This window comes from Bacillus sp. FSL K6-1006, assembly GCF_038593175.1.
GTDB classification, from domain to species: domain Bacteria; phylum Bacillota; class Bacilli; order Bacillales; family Bacillaceae; genus Bacillus; species Bacillus safensis.
Genome location: NZ_CP151970.1, coordinates 24,640 through 42,887, shown reverse-complemented (window position 1 = coordinate 42,887; position 18,248 = coordinate 24,640). Strand labels below are relative to the sequence as shown.

Genomic DNA, 18,248 nt, shown 5'->3' with positions numbered 1-18,248 from the left:
ACTCTCTATGTGTAAAGGTTAATCAATAAACCTTTTATTTCTCCAATACGTTCAAGCAAATCAATAGATGGTTTTTCTTGATCCATCATTTCCTCGGTTAATTCAATCAGCTTTTCATCTAAGGCTTTGACCAAAGCAAGTGTACGTGTGTTGCCATAAATGTCAAAGCTCCTTGATGTTTCTATATTTAGTCCATTATCGACTGTCTCTTTCACAAAGCGCTTCACCAGTCCTTTAAACCTAGCCAAATCCTTTAAGTTTCGTGACTTTGCGAGCTTTTTTCCGAACACTTCGATATCACTCAGCATGACTGTCAGCTGTTCTAAGCGCAGTTTGCCGCTTTGCGTCTCCATCGAAGCTTTAAAGGAGGCAGATGTCTGGCTTCCTTTCATCGCTTGGAGTTCACGCTTTTCTAAACGCAGCCGCATATCTTGATTAATTTTCACAGCAACCCATCCTTAAAATTGATGAAATTGTTCAACTGGCAGAATAAAAACTGTAGCTCCGCCAACTTCAACCTCAACAGGGTATGGTACGTATGAATCTGCATTTCCGCCCATTGGGGAGACAGGCGCGATCATTTGATCACGTTTACGGCAATTTTCTTTTATAAGCTGTAATGCTTTATCCACCCGGACATCATCACAACCAATAATAAAAGTCGTATTCCCAGACTTTAAAAACCCACCAGTTGAAGCTAATTTTGTCACGCCGAAATGATGTTCAGTCAATATTTTCAACAACTTGCTGCTATCTTGGTCCTGTACAACGGCAACAATTAATTTCATTTGATTGGCCTCCTTTATTTTAGGCACAGATGACATGCCGATGTCTTCCTCTATATTATAACAACGATTGGGAATTAGGTCATATTTGATTTTGCTTTAATGTGTCCTGAATCAATTGAAGGACTTCTTCATAGACAGCCTGCATCGGCTGAGACGCATCCACTACACGGAATCGTTCTGGCGATTGTGCAATAAGCAGTTCATAGCCTTCTCTGACCAGCTGGTGGAAATTCAGCGTCTCCATGTCTAATCGATTCTTTTCTCTTCCCTGGTTGGAATCAATTCGCTTTAACCCTTCCTCAGGTGTAATAGAAAAATAAATGGTCATTTGCGGCATCGTGCCATTGATAGCAAAGTCGTTAATTGACTTTACTTCTTCAATCCCAAGCCCTCTCGCATAGCCTTGATAAGCAAGGGAGCTATCAACAAAACGATCACATAAAACCGTCTGCCCGCGCTGTAATGCCGGTTCTACCTTCTCAGCCAAATGCTGCCTTCTTGCGGCTGCATACAGCAAAGCTTCTGTTTTCGCATCCATTTTTGTGTTTTTTTCATTTAAAATGACTTCACGAATCTGCTCTGCAATGTCAATGCCGCCAGGCTCACGTGTCGCCATCACTGCATATCCTTGGCGTTCCATTTCTTCATACACTTTTCGAATCACTGTCGTTTTTCCAGCACCCTCTGGCCCTTCAAACGTAATAAACATACCGCTCATAGTGTCTCCTCTTCTATATAAACATATAATTTTCTCTGATGAATCACCTGACTGGCTTGAACATGAACCTGATGTCCAAGCAAACGGCTTAAAGCCGCAATCTGATCGATTTCAATACGCTCTCCCTTAACGATCAAAGGAATACCCGGTGGATATGGAATAACCGATTCTGCACTAACCCGTCCTGCTGCATGTTCAAATGGGACGGCTTCTATATCCTGTCTATGCTCCTCGTTGTCATCAGCCGGCGCCTCTCTTTGGAAATGATCTTTTCCTTTGAGCAATGAATCGCTTTGATTAAGGGCCTGCTCTATCTGTTTAAAAGGAATATCCTTCTTCTGTTCTAAACCAAAGATAAGTAAAACCTGATGTTCGTCGGCAAGCTCTGGGTGAACCTCCACTGATTCAAGTACTCGTTTTAGTTCATAACCAGTCAGCCCTTTTGTTGATCGAATCACACATTTTAATGGATCGTTAGAAAGCAATTCAGACTCTACCACTTCAAGCTGGGGTATACGGTTGAACTCATTTTTCAGCTCTGCCAGTCCTTTCATCATTCCATCCGAGATCCCTTTTTTCTTGATCTCCTCGACATAAGCTCTTGCCACATCTAATGAGGCCATAATTGGATAGGATGGAGAACTGCTTTGAAGCATCGTGAGGAATGTTTTCAAACGTTTTGCATCCATTCGCCCCCCCTGAAGATGAAGGTAGGATCCCATCGTCATGGCCGGAAGGGTTTTATGTGCTGATTGTACCACCACGTCAGCTCCATAGGAAAGAGCAGATGGGGGAAAAGCGCCGCCTAATACAAAATGTGCACCATGTGCCTCATCAACCAAAACGATCATGCCTGCTTCGTGGCACATGTCAATCAGCTTTGATAAATCAGCCGCATGTCCGTAGTAGTTCGGATAAGTCAAAACGATCGCCCGGCAATTAGGGTGTTTGGATATGGCTTTTTTGACTGTTTCATCCGTCACATGTGTTGGTACATGCAGGTGTGGATCTACCTCAGCTTCTACCATAATAGGCGTGGCTCCTGCAAGTTCAATCGCATGGTAAACAGACTTATGACAATTTCGCTGGACGAAAATCTCATCTCCCGCACGACAGGCTGCCATCACCATCGCTAAATTTCCGACAGTTGTCCCATTCACAAGGAAAAAGCTTTGATCTGATCCATATAGCTTTGCCAATAAATGTTCAGCCTCTTGTATCACACCAGTTGGATGATGGAGATCATCTAACCCTTCAAGCTCTGTTACATCCAGCTGAAGAATTGAGTCATAATAAGTCCGTGCCTCATCAAAAAAGACATCTCCATTGTGATGTCCTGGAACGTGGAAAGAATAAGGTTTCTTTTCCGCATGTTGTGCTAATGCTGTATATAAAGGTGTTTTCAAACAAATCGACCCTTTTCACTTTAACGATATCTTATGTCTATTATAACGTTCATACAAGGGAACCGAAAGATGGATTCTCATTCCTTAATTGGCTGGTGATTCGTCAGCTGCTGTTCTGCCTCATACATTCTGTTTTTCAATTGGGCTCGCTCTTGGCTTCCATGCTCTTTCACCTGTAACGTTTCCTGTAAGGTTTCAGCTAATTGGCGTTGAACCTTTTTCAACGTATCTATAGGTGCAAAAGCTGCCTCTTCAAGAAGCTCCCCCTGCTGCTTTGATACCTTTTCATATGTTTTTTTGATTCGATTCTCAAGAGCTGAATTGGCACGCTGCTGAATATGGGTTAACGCAATCGACATTTGGTTGATCCATAGAGGAATAGATGCAGAAACAGTTGATTGAATGTGATTGGCCAATGTATGATTCGTATGCTGGATCATTCGAATTTGGGCATTACATTGCAACGCAATTTGCCGGCTTAGCAGCAAATCATATTTCCGTTCTTTCAACCTCTCCATATATTCTTCTGCATTGACTTCCTGACTCATCAAATGATCCTCTATAGTCCGATTACCAGTCTGCTCCGTTTCTGATATGATCTGCTTCTCTAAAGTTGTTATTTTCGCTTCAACTGCTGCAACCTGCAGCGTCATCTCTTGGAAAAAGGTTTGATTTTCTTCAAATAAACGCTCTAATAACATGTGATCGGAAATTAATCCGCCTTTTGCGTAACGAAGCCTTGCTGATAATCTCTCGATCTGTGATTTTGCATGTTGAAAACGCGATATGATTTCCTGAGTAGAACGCTTCTCCCGCCGAAATAACTTCGAAAAAAAGCCCTGCTTCTTTGGCAGTAAGTCCTCCGGTTCTACTACTTGGAGCTGGTGCAAAAAGGCCTCAAGCACGTCTCCTATTTGATCGATATCTTTTTTCTCAACATATTTCATCATTTGTTGTGATTGTTCCAATAATCGTTCCTGAACACGTGTACCATAGAAAAGCAGCTTTTGCGGATTGTCAGGGATTTGCTCAGCACGCTGCAAGGCTTCTTGTTTCTCCTCATCAGATAAGGTATCAAACACTTGAAACTGAAGATCTGTAGTGGCAGCAGATGATGTTGGGATGTGATCTTCTGGTTTCATTGCGTTTGACTCCTTTCATTATTTCTTTATCATTTTATCTGCCACTTCAAGCTCAATATGAAGGGCTTCTATGTCTCTTCCTAATACTTGCTGCAAATCATTCGTCAATTGCTTTTGCAGCTCTGTCAGCGTCACTCGAGTTTGGCTTAGTGTCATTTCCAACTCATGACTGCGATCAGGCTGGTTATACAATAGTGCATATTTTTCAGTTAGTTCAACGACAGAATCCAAGCTTTCAAAATAAAAACGCTGTACATCATAAAATCGGGTCGGCTCTTTTTTTGTAATCGTATAGATTCGTCGTGCAAGTCGGAGAATTTCATAATTATGTTTGATCGTCTGTACGTTCTTCACAGCAAATAAAGCCTTCTTTAAACGTACGAGCTTTTGTCCTGCTTCTTTTAAATGCTGTTTGATATATACATAATCACTACGAGACAGTCCGTGTTTCTTTAAAAACAACTGGAAAGCAACCCATCTGCTCCCTGCAAACATTACGCCCCACCCCATCATCGCATACAGTATCGATAGTCCAACATGATGATGGAAAACCCCAATACTGACGGTTAAAATCACAAGCGAAAAAAAAGTAGAGAGGATGGCCCATATAAATGTATAAAAGATTGATTTCATGTTCATCGACTCCTATGAATAATCAGGCTCTCTGTTTATCTTATTATTAATTACGGATGATGTCCAAACTAAGTTCCAAAAAACAGGCCCAATCCTCCATAGCTCATAAAAAAAGACCATCTAATGGTCTATGAATACAAAGGCGGCGTATGAAGATTTTTAAGCTTTCTAACATAATCGGCATAGCTAGGATCCGAGGTCGATGTAGAAATTAACTTTCTCTCACATTCTCGGCACAAAAACTGATGATATAAATAAATTCCCTTTGTTTTTTTCTCTTCACAAATCAAACAAATCGCTTCTCGCTCTTTTTTGCTCATTGTGACACCTCCACTTATAGCTTCAGTATGCCCTAGCGCCTTCAATTGTATACAAAATTAAGAATGTTTTAGATGGTAGTTTAGTATATGTATCCATGTCAGATCGAGTGTTTGTTCCTTTTCTTTAAAAATAAAAAAGACCAGTTCCGACTGGAACTGATCCTAATAGAAGCTTGGCGGCGTCCTACTCTCACAGGGGGAAACCCCCAACTACCATCGGCGCTGAAGAGCTTAACTTCCGTGTTCGGTATGGGAACGGGTGTGACCTCTTCGCTATCGCCACCAAACCTGATGGAGAGAATGTTCTCTCAAAACTAGATAACAATGTTCATGCTTCACATTAGAATATAGGTTAAGTCCTCGATCTATTAGTATCTGTCAGCTCCACGTGTCACCACGCTTCCACCTCAGACCTATCAACCTGATCATCTTTCAGGGATCTTACTTCCTTGCGGAATGGGAAATCTCATCTTGAGGGGGGCTTCATGCTTAGATGCTTTCAGCACTTATCCCGTCCGCACATAGCTACCCAGCGATGCCCTTGGCAGAACAACTGGTACACCAGCGGTGCGTCCATCCCGGTCCTCTCGTACTAAGGACAGCTCCTCTCAAATTTCCTGCGCCCGCGACGGATAGGGACCGAACTGTCTCACGACGTTCTGAACCCAGCTCGCGTACCGCTTTAATGGGCGAACAGCCCAACCCTTGGGACCGACTACAGCCCCAGGATGCGATGAGCCGACATCGAGGTGCCAAACCTCCCCGTCGATGTGGACTCTTGGGGGAGATAAGCCTGTTATCCCCGGGGTAGCTTTTATCCGTTGAGCGATGGCCCTTCCATGCGGAACCACCGGATCACTAAGCCCGACTTTCGTCCCTGCTCGACTTGTAGGTCTCGCAGTCAAGCTCCCTTGTGCCTTTACACTCTGCGAATGATTTCCAACCATTCTGAGGGAACCTTTGGGCGCCTCCGTTACATTTTAGGAGGCGACCGCCCCAGTCAAACTGCCCACCTGACACTGTCTCCCTGCCCGATAAGGGCAGCGGGTTAGAAGGTCAATACAGCCAGGGTAGTATCCCACCGATGCCTCCACCGAAGCTAGCGCTCCGGTTTCCAAGGCTCCTACCTATCCTGTACAAGCTGTACCAACATTCAATATCAGGCTGCAGTAAAGCTCCACGGGGTCTTTCCGTCCTGTCGCGGGTAACCTGCATCTTCACAGGTACTATAATTTCACCGAGTCTCTCGTTGAGACAGTGCCCAGATCGTTGCGCCTTTCGTGCGGGTCGGAACTTACCCGACAAGGAATTTCGCTACCTTAGGACCGTTATAGTTACGGCCGCCGTTTACTGGGGCTTCAATTCGCACCTTCGCTTACGCTAAGCGCTCCTCTTAACCTTCCAGCACCGGGCAGGCGTCAGCCCCTATACTTCGCCTTACGGCTTCGCAGAGACCTGTGTTTTTGCTAAACAGTCGCCTGGGCCTATTCACTGCGGCTTCTCGGGGCTTTAACACCCTAAGAAGCACCCCTTCTCCCGAAGTTACGGGGTCATTTTGCCGAGTTCCTTAACGAGAGTTCTCTCGATCACCTTAGGATTCTCTCCTCGCCTACCTGTGTCGGTTTGCGGTACGGGCACCTCTCACCTCGCTAGAGGCTTTTCTTGGCAGTGTGGAATCAGGAACTTCGCTACTAAATTTCGCTCGCCATCACAGCTCAGCCTTTACGGGAAACGGATTTGCCTATTTCCCAGCCTAACTGCTTGGACGCGGATATCCAATACCGCGCTTACCCTATCCTCCTGCGTCCCCCCATTGCTCAAATGGTGAGGAGGTGGTACAGGAATATCAACCTGTTGTCCATCGCCTACGCCTTTCGGCCTCGGCTTAGGTCCCGACTAACCCTGAGCGGACGAGCCTTCCTCAGGAAACCTTAGGCATTCGGTGGACGGGATTCTCACCCGTCTTTCGCTACTCATACCGGCATTCTCACTTCTAAGCGCTCCACCAGTCCTTCCGGTCTGGCTTCACAGCCCTTAGAACGCTCTCCTACCACTGTTCGTAAGAACAGTCCGCAGCTTCGGTGATACGTTTAGCCCCGGTACATTTTCGGCGCAGAGTCACTCGACCAGTGAGCTATTACGCACTCTTTAAATGGTGGCTGCTTCTAAGCCAACATCCTGGTTGTCTAAGCAACTCCACATCCTTTTCCACTTAACGTATACTTTGGGACCTTAGCTGGCGGTCTGGGCTGTTTCCCTTTCGACTACGGATCTTATCACTCGCAGTCTGACTCCCAAGGATAAGTCATCGGCATTCGGAGTTTGACTGAATTCGGTAACCCGGTAGGGGCCCCTAGTCCAATCAGTGCTCTACCTCCGAGACTCTTACCTTGAGGCTAGCCCTAAAGCTATTTCGGAGAGAACCAGCTATCTCCAGGTTCGATTGGCATTTCACCCCTACCCACACCTCATCCCCGCACTTTTCAACGTGCGTGGGTTCGGGCCTCCATTCAGTGTTACCTGAACTTCACCCTGGACATGGGTAGATCACCTGGTTTCGGGTCTACGACCACGTACTCATGCGCCCTATTCAGACTCGCTTTCGCTGCGGCTCCGCATCTTCTGCTTAACCTTGCACGGGATCGTAACTCGCCGGTTCATTCTACAAAAGGCACGCCATCACCCGTTAACGGGCTCTGACTACTTGTAGGCACACGGTTTCAGGATCTATTTCACTCCCCTTCCGGGGTGCTTTTCACCTTTCCCTCACGGTACTGGTTCACTATCGGTCACTAGGGAGTATTTAGCCTTGGGAGATGGTCCTCCCGGATTCCGACGGAATTTCACGTGTTCCGCCGTACTCAGGATCCACTCTGGAGAGAACGACATTTCAGTTACAGGGCTGTTACCTTCTTTGGCGGGCCTTTCCAGACCTCTTCGCTTATATCATTCCTTTGTAACTCCGTATAGAGTGTCCTACAACCCCAAGAGGCAAGCCTCTTGGTTTGGGCTGTTCCCGTTTCGCTCGCCGCTACTCAGGGAATCGCATTTGCTTTCTCTTCCTCCGGGTACTTAGATGTTTCAGTTCCCCGGGTATGCCTTCTCATACTCTATGTATTCAAGTATGGATACTACTCCATTACGAGCAGTGGGTTTCCCCATTCGGAAATCTCCGGATCAAAGCTTGCTTACAGCTCCCCGAAGCATATCGGTGTTCGTCCCGTCCTTCATCGGCTCCTAGTGCCAAGGCATCCACCGTGCGCCCTTTCTAACTTAACCATTTCTTACTTTAGAAAGAATCACTATGTGTGATGAACTTTGCATTGCATTCAATGTGAATGTATTACTTATTGTTATCTAGTTTTCAAAGAACACGTTGGTGGAGCCTAGCGGGATCGAACCGCTGACCTCCTGCGTGCAAGGCAGGCGCTCTCCCAGCTGAGCTAAGGCCCCGATTTAATAGAAGATGGTGGGCCTGAGTGGACTCGAACCACCGACCTCACGCTTATCAGGCGTGCGCTCTAACCAGCTGAGCTACAGGCCCATCTTTCATATCGAAGATATGATGTTGTAGGATCTTTTGCAAGTTCCTTCAAAACTAAACAAGACGAAAACGTACGCTGCTCCATATATCCTTAGAAAGGAGGTGATCCAGCCGCACCTTCCGATACGGCTACCTTGTTACGACTTCACCCCAATCATCTGCCCCACCTTCGGCGGCTGGCTCCATAAAGGTTACCTCACCGACTTCGGGTGTTGCAAACTCTCGTGGTGTGACGGGCGGTGTGTACAAGGCCCGGGAACGTATTCACCGCGGCATGCTGATCCGCGATTACTAGCGATTCCAGCTTCACGCAGTCGAGTTGCAGACTGCGATCCGAACTGAGAACAGATTTATGGGATTGGCTAAACCTTGCGGTCTTGCAGCCCTTTGTTCTGTCCATTGTAGCACGTGTGTAGCCCAGGTCATAAGGGGCATGATGATTTGACGTCATCCCCACCTTCCTCCGGTTTGTCACCGGCAGTCACCTTAGAGTGCCCAACTGAATGCTGGCAACTAAGATCAAGGGTTGCGCTCGTTGCGGGACTTAACCCAACATCTCACGACACGAGCTGACGACAACCATGCACCACCTGTCACTCTGTCCCCGAAGGGAAAGCCCTATCTCTAGGGTTGTCAGAGGATGTCAAGACCTGGTAAGGTTCTTCGCGTTGCTTCGAATTAAACCACATGCTCCACCGCTTGTGCGGGCCCCCGTCAATTCCTTTGAGTTTCAGTCTTGCGACCGTACTCCCCAGGCGGAGTGCTTAATGCGTTAGCTGCAGCACTAAGGGGCGGAAACCCCCTAACACTTAGCACTCATCGTTTACGGCGTGGACTACCAGGGTATCTAATCCTGTTCGCTCCCCACGCTTTCGCTCCTCAGCGTCAGTTACAGACCAGAGAGTCGCCTTCGCCACTGGTGTTCCTCCACATCTCTACGCATTTCACCGCTACACGTGGAATTCCACTCTCCTCTTCTGCACTCAAGTTTCCCAGTTTCCAATGACCCTCCCCGGTTGAGCCGGGGGCTTTCACATCAGACTTAAGAAACCGCCTGCGAGCCCTTTACGCCCAATAATTCCGGACAACGCTTGCCACCTACGTATTACCGCGGCTGCTGGCACGTAGTTAGCCGTGGCTTTCTGGTTAGGTACCGTCAAGGTGCGAGCAGTTACTCTCGCACTTGTTCTTCCCTAACAACAGAGCTTTACGATCCGAAAACCTTCATCACTCACGCGGCGTTGCTCCGTCAGACTTTCGTCCATTGCGGAAGATTCCCTACTGCTGCCTCCCGTAGGAGTCTGGGCCGTGTCTCAGTCCCAGTGTGGCCGATCACCCTCTCAGGTCGGCTACGCATCGTCGCCTTGGTGAGCCATTACCCCACCAACTAGCTAATGCGCCGCGGGTCCATCTGTAAGTGACAGCCGAAACCGTCTTTCATCCTTGAACCATGCGGTTCAAGGAACTATCCGGTATTAGCTCCGGTTTCCCGGAGTTATCCCAGTCTTACAGGCAGGTTACCCACGTGTTACTCACCCGTCCGCCGCTAACATCCGGGAGCAAGCTCCCTTCTGTCCGCTCGACTTGCATGTATTAGGCACGCCGCCAGCGTTCGTCCTGAGCCAGGATCAAACTCTCCGAAAAAGTACAAAACCGAAGTTTTGCTTTTCGCCAGTTTGACTGACTACCTATGAAATTTCATAGGATTTTTTTATAAAAACTCGAATTAACAGGTACGTTTTGTCTTGTTTAGTTTTCAAAGAACTTGTTTACCGCTTCAGAAGCGACTAGAACATCTTATCACATCCAAGTTGTTAGTGTCAACAACTTTTTTGTTATTATGTTTTTTCGTTTCTTCGTCATCAGCGACGTATATTAATTTACCACCCTATCTAATCAAAGTCAACAATATTTTTCATTAAATAATAAACTTTTCAATGACGATTAAAGCTGCTACGCCCGGAATACCCAATAAACCACTAATTCCACTCGTTACAGGGTTAATAGAGACATGTAATCCTAGACTCTCGCCAAATAGGTTGAGGCAAAATAAAAAAAGAGCGCCTGCTACAAACTTCACTCCGATAAGCCCTAACCATTTGAATGGATTCGCCTGCACACCTGACATAAACAACAATAGCACAGCTAGCAAAATTGACCCGATCACAATAACAGGTTCCATAATCCTCTCATCTCCTCTTCATATGAATAGTACAAGCATATGAGAGGACTATGTATAATAGACCTGCTATTTCCAGTTGTTTAAACGTAAATTCCTCTTTTTCGCTTCTCTCAGATAGAAAAAGTACTTCGCTTGAGCAAGCTTTAATTCGAATAGAATGTCCGGTGAAGGCTCAACGCTATTTGCGACAAGCTTTTTTTGTCTGTTCCATTCTTCCTTTTGCTTAAAAAGCTGTTGAATTAATTTCTCATCGAATTCTTTTCGAATTGATTTTCTGCGAAGAAAACCCATGTACCGTACTTCTCCTTCCTACATCTCACGTCTGCCTTCTAGAGCCTTAGACAGTGTAACTTCATCCGCATACTCTAAATCCCCGCCTACTGGAAGTCCGTGAGCAATGCGAGAGAGTTTAATTCCTGATGGTTTTAACAATCTGGAGATATACATGGCTGTTGCTTCTCCTTCAATGTTTGGATTGGTTGCAAGGATCACCTCTGTCACTTGATCGTCTTGCAATCTTTTTAATAGGTCAGGAATTTTAATATCCTCTGGGCCAATTCCGTCCATTGGCGAAATGGCACCATGAAGCACATGATATAAGCCGTTGTATTCTTTCATTTTTTCCATTGCGATTACATCTTTTGGATCCTGCACTACACAGACAACAGATTGATCTCTTCTTGTATCTTCACAAATATAGCAAGGATCTTGATCTGTGATATGACCGCATACCGAACAATAAGTTAAATTACGCTTTGCATTTACAAGCGCCTTCGCAAAATCTAGTACGACATCTTCTTGCATACTAAGAACAAAAAAAGCCAGACGGACCGCAGTTTTCGGTCCGATTCCTGGCAATTTCATAAAGCTGTCAATCAGCTTTGATATTGGTTCAGGATATTGCATCTTCAGTTATTCCTCCTAGAATAAACCTGGCATGTTCATTCCTTTTGTGAATTGACCCATCGTTTCATTCGTTAGCTCATCGACTTTTTTCAATGCATCGTTTGTCGCAGCAAGTACAAGATCTTGAAGCATATCGATATCTTCTGGATCAACAACTTCTTCATTAATTGCTACATCAACGACTTCTTTTTGTCCATTTACTTTTACAGTGACCATACCGCCACCAGCTGTACCTTCAAGGACTTTTTCTGCAAGCTCTTCTTGAGCCTTCGCCATATCCTTTTGCATTTTTTGCATTTGTTTCATCATTTTTTGCATATTTCCCATTCCACCGCGCATATGAACACCACTCTCTTTCATTTTTATTAATCTTTAATTTCAATTAAATCGGTTCCTACTAATTTCTTTGCTTCCGCAATCAATGGATCCTCTTCAGAAGAAGTTCCCTGACCATCTGCTTGTTCATCCGGCTGATGATCTCTTAAAAATTCTTCTCTTATTTTACCCCATTGAGCGTCAGGAACGCCAACTAATTCCACTCTTTTTCCTAACATAGACTCTAGCAGTTGTTCAAGATTGGTCCGAACACCGCTTTTATCTTCAGCAACCATTTTACAATGTATTTCAAATTTGAATTTTAAAACAAAGGCATGCGAAGCAGCCGCAACTGGCTCACTGTCCGTTAATAACGCAGCGTGAGACACCTTATTCTGCTGTTTCAACTGGGCAAGGAGCTCTCCCCATTTGCCTTTAATTTTTTCTAACTCAGGCCGTTTCGCTTCTTTTAGAATCTCATGAATTCGGCCGACAGGAGCACGATAGCCATTTTTGTTACTTGTTTGTGGTCGAGGCGCTTCCTTCTTTTCTTGAGGGCTATGAGATGGAGACATTGGTACACCTTCGGCTCTTAGCCTTGATAGTTCCTGTTCCAGCCTGTTTATTTTATCTGTTAGCGCCGTTAAATCAGCGTCAGCATGACCTTGTGTCAATCCTGCTGTTGACTGACACAGCTTTACAACAGCTACCTCAAAGAAAATCCTTGGATGATTTGTCCATTTCATTTCTTGGTGGCTTTTATTCAGGACTTCAATTGTTTCATACAGAAATTGAGGTGTCACACGATCTGACAGCGCCACGAAACTTTCGTCGACCTTTACCTTTTCAAGGACCCCCTCGAGATCTGGTGCCGTTTTATAAAGCAGCATATCTCTAAAGTAAAAAATCATATCCTCTATTAATTTAGCAGCATCTTTCCCCTGCTGGAGCAACTCATTTAATGTATCTAACGCTGTCGCAATATTTTGATCAAAAATTGCTTCAGCAAGCTGACTAATGAAATGCTGAGATACAGCACCTGTAATGAGCAACGCATCATCAATTGTCAATTGTTCACCACTAAATGAAATCGCTTGATCCAAGAGACTTAGTGCATCACGCATACCGCCATCAGCTGCACTAGCAATAATCTCGAGCGAACCCTCCTGTACGTTAAGGCCTTCTGCATCTACAATTTTCTCCATTCTTCCAACAATATCTTTAGTCGTGATTCGTTTGAAATCAAATCGCTGACAACGAGATATGATGGTAAGAGGAATCTTATGGGGCTCTGTGGTAGCCAAAATAAAGATACAATGAGCAGGCGGTTCTTCCAGCGTTTTAAGGAGGGCATTAAATGCACCGATAGAGAGCATATGTACTTCATCTATAATATAAACCTTATACGTAACCGCCGAAGGAGCAAATTTCACTTTATCACGTATATCACGGATTTCATCTACCCCGTTATTCGAGGCAGCATCTATTTCAATCACATCTGAAATTGAACCGTTTGTAATCCCTTTACAGGCATCACATGCATTACACGGCTCACTAACAGGTGACTTTTCACAGTTCACTGCCTTAGCAAAGATTTTGGCAGCACTTGTTTTACCTGTTCCTCTAGGACCTGAAAATAAGTAAGCATGAGAAAACTTTTTCTGCAAAAGGGCATTTTGCAACGTTTTTGTGATGTGTTCTTGTCCAACAACATCCTCAAAAACTTGAGGTCTGAACACTCGATATAAAGCTTGATAACTCACAAATACGCCCTCCTCCATTTATCATCTTTTTCATTATACATGATGCACCGATCAATTCAAAAGCACACCTTTATTTTCTAATATGCCAAAAAAATGATTTCAACTATAGATTTTCTACTTTCCATGCATTAAAAACGTATTTTCTAGCTTTGTAAAAAGACCCGAAACCCCAAACAGAACACCAGTTCTTGTTGCGATTAGTGAAACAAAAAAATGGAACCAAAAAGACTTTTTATCTATTTGTATAACCAAAGCAATTCAGCTATTCTTTGAACAGCAACAAAAAACTCACCTAGTTAAACTAGATGAGTTACATTTAATATTGATTTACCGTGCACCTTCTGTCGATTCGCTACCCCAAGCGTTACTTAAACAGTTAGCTCGGCCCAGGCAACCCTGCGGCACATGAGAGGTTTCACTTAATGCTGCTTCCTTCCGGACCTGACATGGTTCATGAATTCCCATTGCGCAGGACCCAGACGTCAACACCACTTATTTAAGGCAGACCTTGAAGTAAACGAACCTCGAGAAGGGATTCGGCCTCGCTAGAGCGGATTGCGAGTACAGGGCACCGCTACCTCCCCGCTTAGCACGGCAAAATGAATATTAAATTGTTAGTGACGCAGACATAAGTATACCTTCTTATAGCTCAAATTGCAAACGGCATCCATTCATTTACTTTTGGCTTGTTTCTTTCGCTGACGGAGATTTCGGAAGAACTGACTTAACAGCTCACCACACTCATTTTCAAGTACACCACCGATGACCTCAGACTGATGATTGAACCGTTCATCATCCAGTAAATTCATTAAAGTACCTGCGCATCCACCTTTTGGATCGTATGCACCAAAAACGACCTTTTTCACTCTAGAGAGAACAATAGCACCCGCACACATTGGGCATGGCTCAAGCGTAACGTAAAGCACAGCATCTTCTAAACGCCAGCTCCCTGTCGCTTTACATGCTTCATCAATAGCAAGTAATTCTGCATGTGCAATCGAACGCTGCTCACTTTCCCTTAAATTATGAGCCCGGCTCACAATTTGATCATCAACAACAATGATCGCACCAATCGGCACTTCCCCTATTTGTTCTGCTTTTAAGGCTTCAGAAATGGCTTCTTGCATAAACTGTTCATCTTTCGTCATAGCACGGCTCTCTTTTCATGTTTTTTAAAAGGAAATTGAGGTTAACATATTATCACAATCTTTTAAAGGGGGTCTTATTTTGTCAAAGCACCAAAAGGCGCTGCTTATTATCGACATGATTAATGATTTTGATTTTGAAATGGGACATGTGCTTGCAGAAAAAACAGAGCAAATGACCAATAAAATTTTAGCTCTTAAACAACATGCTTTCAAGGAAAATTGGCCAATCATTTATATCAACGATCACTACGGACTTTGGAAGGCTGATATCCAAGCTGTTCTGGAAACATGCAAAAATGAAAGAAGCGCTCCTATTTTAGAGAAAATGACACCATCTAAAGATAATTACTTCTTAATTAAACCTAAGCATTCTGCCTTCTACGGTACTGCACTAGAGACACTCTTAAATGAATTAGGTGTTGAGGACATTATTCTAACTGGAATTGCCGGAAACATTTGCGTTTTGTTCACTGCAAATGACGCATACATGCGAGAATACAATCTAATTGTACCTAAAGATTGTATCGCTTCAAACGACGACAGAGATAACGACTACGCTTTAACAATGATGGAGAACGTTCTTCTAGCCAAAATCACTACCGCTAAGGAAATCACGAATGAAAATCAAACATGATTTAGCCATAACCCTCATAAATTGTTAGCAATAACAAAGGGGGCGTTGACTATTCAAATTTATGTTGTCAAAAGAGGAGATACTTTAAACGACATTGCTATGCGTTTTAAAACGACAGTCAATGAAATCATCCGTACTAACGAAATCGAAACACCAAATCAACTCGTCATTGGACAAACAATTGTCATTCCAATTAGAGGTCAATTTTATGAGGTCAAACAAAATGACACACTATATCAAATTGGTAGACGGTTTCAAATCTCAGTAGAAGAATTGGCACGCGTGAACAGAATTCGGCCTGAAGCGATACTGCCTGTTCGTTTCTTGCTCTATATTCCACAAAGACCGAAAAGGAACATTAATTCCAATGCTTATATTGAACCACGGGGAAATCAAGTCAGTGAAAACTTAAAGCAGGCAGCTAGAGAGGCCTCCCCATACTTAACCCATTTAGACATCTTTAGTTTTCAAGCACAAAGAGATGGGACACTGCGAGAACCACCGTTAGACCAACTACCCCAGATTGCCGCTCAGAACAGAACTGTATTAACCATGGTGGTGACAAATCTAGAGAATGAAAAATTCAGTGATGAACTTGGGCATATTCTTTTAACTAACCAATCTGTCAAAACGGCATTTTTAGATGAAATTGTTCGTGTTGCCAAAAAGTATCAATTCAAGGAAATCCATTTTGATTTTGAATATTTACGCCCTGCTGATAAAGATGCTTATATTCAATTTTTAAGAGAAGCAACAGCCCGTTTCCATCAAGAAAGATGGACAATATCTGTTGCACTTGCACCAAAAACAAGTAGTCAGCAAAAGGGCAAATGGTATGAAGCCCATGACTATGAAGCGATCGGTAAGATCGTCGATCATGTTGTGCTGATGACCTATGAATGGGGGTACAGCGGTGGCCCTCCACAAGCTGTCTCTCCAATTGGGCCTGTCCGCCAAGTCATTGAATATGCACTAACTGTCATACCGGCCAATAAAATTGTAATGGGGCAGAATTTATACGGCTATGATTGGACACTTCCTTTCGTCCAGGGCGGCCCCATCGCAAAAGCCGTCAGTCCTCAACAAGCAATTGCACTTGCTAGAGAGCACAATGTCTCTATCTTATACGACGAAACAGCACAAGCACCCCATTTTCGTTATACAGATGCCAACAACAAAGAGCATGAGGTCTGGTTCGAAGACGCTAGATCGATTCAAGCAAAATTCAATCTCATCAAAGAGCTAAAATTGAACGGCATTGCTTATTGGAAATTAGGTCTATCCTTCCCACAAAATTGGCTCTTATTATCAGATCAATTTAATATTGAAAAAAGAACGACATCGTAATCCATTCACTCTATCAATTAGAAGGGGTATGGTACAATATACATTGGTTTGACAACTTTAACTTTATAGATAGAGGAGAACGCCTATGTATCCTGCCCCTTTTATTGCAGTGGAAGGCCCAATTGGAGCCGGAAAAACAACTTTGGCTACAATGCTTGCGAAGGAATTTCAATTTCCTTTAGTAAAAGAGATTGTAGAAGAAAATCCATTCTTAGATAAATTTTATGAAGATATGGAACAATGGAGCTTTCAGCTTGAGATGTTCTTTTTATGCAATCGGTTCAAACAGTTAGAATCAATTGAAGAAAACTATGTAAATAAACAGCAGCCGGTTGTCACTGATTATCACGTCTATAAAAATATGATATTTGCAGAAAGAACATTATCAAAAAAGCACATGGATAAATACAGAAAGATCTATCACCTGCTAACAGATGATCTTCCTAAACCAAATGCCATGATCTATATAAAAGCCAGCCTTCCCACCTTACTTGAAAGAATACAGATGAGAGGACGCTCTTTTGAAGAAGACATTGACCCAGCTTATTTAAAAACACTCATTGAAGATTACGAGCTGGCCATTGAACATTTAAAACAGACTGAGCCAGGGCTTCCCATCATTACAATTGAAGGAGATCATACAGACTTCGTTTCCTCACAGCAAGATTACCAGCAAATTGTACAGAACATAAAGGAGCAAGTGCTATGAACAATATCAAAATACCAAAGGACGCAGTCATCACAATTGCCGGGACTGTTGGTGTCGGCAAATCAACTATGACCAAAACAATAGCGGACAAGCTAGGGTTTCAAACCTCTCTTGAAAAAGTAGATGATAACCCATATTTAGAGCCTTTTTATTCAGATTTCCAAAGATGGAGCTTCCACTTACAGGTCTATTTCCTAGCTGAGCGTTTTAAGGAGCAAAAGCGGATTTTTGAATCTGGCGGAGGATATGTACAAGATCGTTCCATTTATGAGGACACTGGCATTTTTGCAAAAATGCATGCGGACAAAGGTACGATGTCTGAGGTCGATTATGAAACGTATACAAGCCTATTTGAGGCGATGGTGATGACACCTTACTTCCCTCACCCTGATGTCCTCATCTATCTACACGGGGATTTAGATCATATTTTACATCGTATTGAGGAACGCGGCAGAGAGATGGAAACTCAAACTGACCGGGCTTATTGGGAAGAAATGTACACTCGATACACGGAATGGATCGAACAATTTGATTTATGCCCAGTGATTAAAATTAATATTGAAGATTACGACTTACTTCATGATGAAAGCTCACTTGATCCCATTCTTCATGAAATAGCTTCTGTTATTCAAAAAAATCGCAATAAAACAAAATAAAAAAAACCGCTGCATTCGCGAAATGCAGCGGTTTGAC

17 protein-coding genes, 2 tRNA genes, 3 rRNA genes and 1 other RNA gene are annotated in these 18,248 nt (G+C 43.8%); 4 read left to right on the top strand and 19 right to left on the bottom strand.

The features are described from left to right. Positions 1-5: 5 nt before the first annotated feature. From NSS65_RS00220 to tadA, 19 genes are all read right to left on the bottom strand, one after another. Complete coding sequence (locus NSS65_RS00220) at positions 6-446, bottom strand: YaaR family protein (RefSeq protein ID WP_024425626.1); 441 nt, start codon at positions 444-446, stop codon at positions 6-8. Positions 447-458: 12 nt separating this feature from the next. Beyond that, a complete protein-coding gene (locus NSS65_RS00215; RefSeq protein WP_024425625.1) occupies positions 459-788 on the bottom strand; it encodes a cyclic-di-AMP receptor in 330 nt (109 codons plus the stop codon). Positions 789-867: 79 nt separating this feature from the next. Then, complete coding sequence (tmk, locus tag NSS65_RS00210; protein ID WP_111926607.1) at positions 868-1,506, bottom strand: dTMP kinase; 639 nt, start codon at positions 1,504-1,506, stop codon at positions 868-870. After that, on the bottom strand, positions 1,503-2,912 hold the full coding sequence (locus NSS65_RS00205) for an aminotransferase class I/II-fold pyridoxal phosphate-dependent enzyme (RefSeq protein ID WP_326135442.1): 1,410 nt from the start codon (positions 2,910-2,912) through the stop codon (positions 1,503-1,505). The genes tmk and NSS65_RS00205 overlap by 4 nt, the downstream gene beginning before the upstream one ends. Before the next feature lie 77 nt (positions 2,913-2,989). Beyond that, complete coding sequence (locus tag NSS65_RS00200; RefSeq protein WP_065215446.1) at positions 2,990-4,054, bottom strand: toxic anion resistance protein; 1,065 nt, start codon at positions 4,052-4,054, stop codon at positions 2,990-2,992. An 18-nt stretch (positions 4,055-4,072) separates the two neighbouring features. Then, on the bottom strand, positions 4,073-4,687 hold the full coding sequence (locus NSS65_RS00195) for a 5-bromo-4-chloroindolyl phosphate hydrolysis family protein (RefSeq protein WP_041115189.1): 615 nt from the start codon (positions 4,685-4,687) through the stop codon (positions 4,073-4,075). A 128-nt stretch (positions 4,688-4,815) separates the two neighbouring features. Next, entirely contained in the window at positions 4,816-5,007 is a 192-nt protein-coding gene (locus tag NSS65_RS00190; protein ID WP_024425620.1) for a sigma factor G inhibitor Gin, read from the bottom strand. Between the two features lie 171 nt (positions 5,008-5,178). Beyond that, positions 5,179-5,294: ribosomal RNA gene (gene rrf, locus NSS65_RS00185) — 5S ribosomal RNA — on the bottom strand. Positions 5,295-5,355: 61 nt separating this feature from the next. Beyond that, positions 5,356-8,286, bottom strand: a 23S ribosomal RNA gene (locus NSS65_RS00180). Between the two features lie 98 nt (positions 8,287-8,384). Next, positions 8,385-8,460 (bottom strand) — tRNA-Ala (locus NSS65_RS00175). Between the two features lie 14 nt (positions 8,461-8,474). Continuing rightward, a tRNA-Ile gene (locus tag NSS65_RS00170) sits at positions 8,475-8,551 on the bottom strand. A 95-nt stretch (positions 8,552-8,646) separates the two neighbouring features. Beyond that, positions 8,647-10,195 (bottom strand): 16S ribosomal RNA (locus tag NSS65_RS00165). The 16S, 23S and 5S rRNA genes sit together here with 2 tRNA genes alongside, the layout of an rRNA operon. Before the next feature lie 274 nt (positions 10,196-10,469). Then, entirely contained in the window at positions 10,470-10,733 is a 264-nt protein-coding gene (locus tag NSS65_RS00160; RefSeq protein WP_034284261.1) for a pro-sigmaK processing inhibitor BofA family protein, read from the bottom strand. 66 nt (positions 10,734-10,799) lie between these two features. Then, a complete protein-coding gene (locus tag NSS65_RS00155) occupies positions 10,800-11,024 on the bottom strand; it encodes a YaaL family protein (RefSeq protein ID WP_024425764.1) in 225 nt (74 codons plus the stop codon). A gap of 18 nt (positions 11,025-11,042) precedes the next feature. Further along, entirely contained in the window at positions 11,043-11,639 is a 597-nt protein-coding gene (gene recR, locus NSS65_RS00150; protein WP_070326896.1) for a recombination protein RecR, read from the bottom strand. A gap of 15 nt (positions 11,640-11,654) precedes the next feature. Further along, positions 11,655-11,978, bottom strand: coding sequence for a YbaB/EbfC family nucleoid-associated protein (locus NSS65_RS00145; protein ID WP_008342011.1), 324 nt, complete (start codon positions 11,976-11,978; stop codon positions 11,655-11,657). A 26-nt stretch (positions 11,979-12,004) separates the two neighbouring features. Beyond that, positions 12,005-13,717: a DNA polymerase III subunit gamma/tau gene (gene dnaX, locus NSS65_RS00140; RefSeq protein ID WP_065214479.1), complete on the bottom strand. Its 1,713-nt coding sequence runs from the start codon at positions 13,715-13,717 to the stop codon at positions 12,005-12,007. Between the two features lie 330 nt (positions 13,718-14,047). After that, positions 14,048-14,312, bottom strand: an RNA gene (ffs, locus tag NSS65_RS00135) — signal recognition particle sRNA large type. A 76-nt stretch (positions 14,313-14,388) separates the two neighbouring features. Beyond that, the gene (gene tadA / locus NSS65_RS00130) at positions 14,389-14,865 is read right to left on the bottom strand and encodes a tRNA adenosine(34) deaminase TadA (RefSeq protein ID WP_034284264.1); all 477 of its coding nucleotides are present in this window, start codon (positions 14,863-14,865) and stop codon (positions 14,389-14,391) included. A gap of 79 nt (positions 14,866-14,944) precedes the next feature. Between tadA and NSS65_RS00125 the strand changes: the two genes are divergently transcribed. The 4 genes from NSS65_RS00125 (at position 14,945) to NSS65_RS00110 (ending at position 18,211) form a co-directional block, all read left to right on the top strand. Further along, on the top strand, positions 14,945-15,499 hold the full coding sequence (locus NSS65_RS00125) for an isochorismatase family cysteine hydrolase (protein ID WP_034284265.1): 555 nt from the start codon (positions 14,945-14,947) through the stop codon (positions 15,497-15,499). A gap of 45 nt (positions 15,500-15,544) precedes the next feature. Beyond that, positions 15,545-16,846, top strand: coding sequence for a glycoside hydrolase family 18 protein (locus tag NSS65_RS00120; RefSeq protein ID WP_144496867.1), 1,302 nt, complete (start codon positions 15,545-15,547; stop codon positions 16,844-16,846). An 85-nt stretch (positions 16,847-16,931) separates the two neighbouring features. After that, positions 16,932-17,555, top strand: a complete 624-nt coding sequence (locus NSS65_RS00115; RefSeq protein WP_024425759.1) for a deoxynucleoside kinase — start codon at positions 16,932-16,934, stop codon at positions 17,553-17,555. Further along, entirely contained in the window at positions 17,552-18,211 is a 660-nt protein-coding gene (locus tag NSS65_RS00110; protein WP_034284267.1) for a deoxynucleoside kinase, read from the top strand. The genes NSS65_RS00115 and NSS65_RS00110 overlap by 4 nt, the downstream gene beginning before the upstream one ends. Positions 18,212-18,248 lie beyond the last annotated feature (37 nt).

Excerpts from the sequence above, each read along its gene's own strand:
- NSS65_RS00155 (WP_024425764.1), bottom strand. The coding sequence starts at position 11,024 with ATGGGTTTTCTTCGCAGAAAATCAATTCGAAAAGAATTCGATGAGAAA.
- NSS65_RS00115 (WP_024425759.1), top strand. The coding sequence starts at position 16,932 with ATGTATCCTGCCCCTTTTATTGCAGTGGAAGGCCCAATTGGAGCCGGA.
- NSS65_RS00195 (WP_041115189.1), bottom strand. The coding sequence starts at position 4,687 with ATGAAATCAATCTTTTATACATTTATATGGGCCATCCTCTCTACTTTT.
- recR (WP_070326896.1), bottom strand. The coding sequence starts at position 11,639 with ATGCAATATCCTGAACCAATATCAAAGCTGATTGACAGCTTTATGAAA.
- NSS65_RS00110 (WP_034284267.1), top strand. The coding sequence starts at position 17,552 with ATGAACAATATCAAAATACCAAAGGACGCAGTCATCACAATTGCCGGG.
- NSS65_RS00215 (WP_024425625.1), bottom strand. The coding sequence starts at position 788 with ATGAAATTAATTGTTGCCGTTGTACAGGACCAAGATAGCAGCAAGTTG.
- NSS65_RS00190 (WP_024425620.1), bottom strand. The coding sequence starts at position 5,007 with ATGAGCAAAAAAGAGCGAGAAGCGATTTGTTTGATTTGTGAAGAGAAA.
- tmk (WP_111926607.1), bottom strand. The coding sequence starts at position 1,506 with ATGAGCGGTATGTTTATTACGTTTGAAGGGCCAGAGGGTGCTGGAAAA.
- NSS65_RS00200 (WP_065215446.1), bottom strand. The coding sequence starts at position 4,054 with ATGAAACCAGAAGATCACATCCCAACATCATCTGCTGCCACTACAGAT.
- NSS65_RS00160 (WP_034284261.1), bottom strand. The coding sequence starts at position 10,733 with ATGGAACCTGTTATTGTGATCGGGTCAATTTTGCTAGCTGTGCTATTG.
- tadA (WP_034284264.1), bottom strand. The coding sequence starts at position 14,865 with ATGACGAAAGATGAACAGTTTATGCAAGAAGCCATTTCTGAAGCCTTA.
- NSS65_RS00145 (WP_008342011.1), bottom strand. The coding sequence starts at position 11,978 with ATGCGCGGTGGAATGGGAAATATGCAAAAAATGATGAAACAAATGCAA.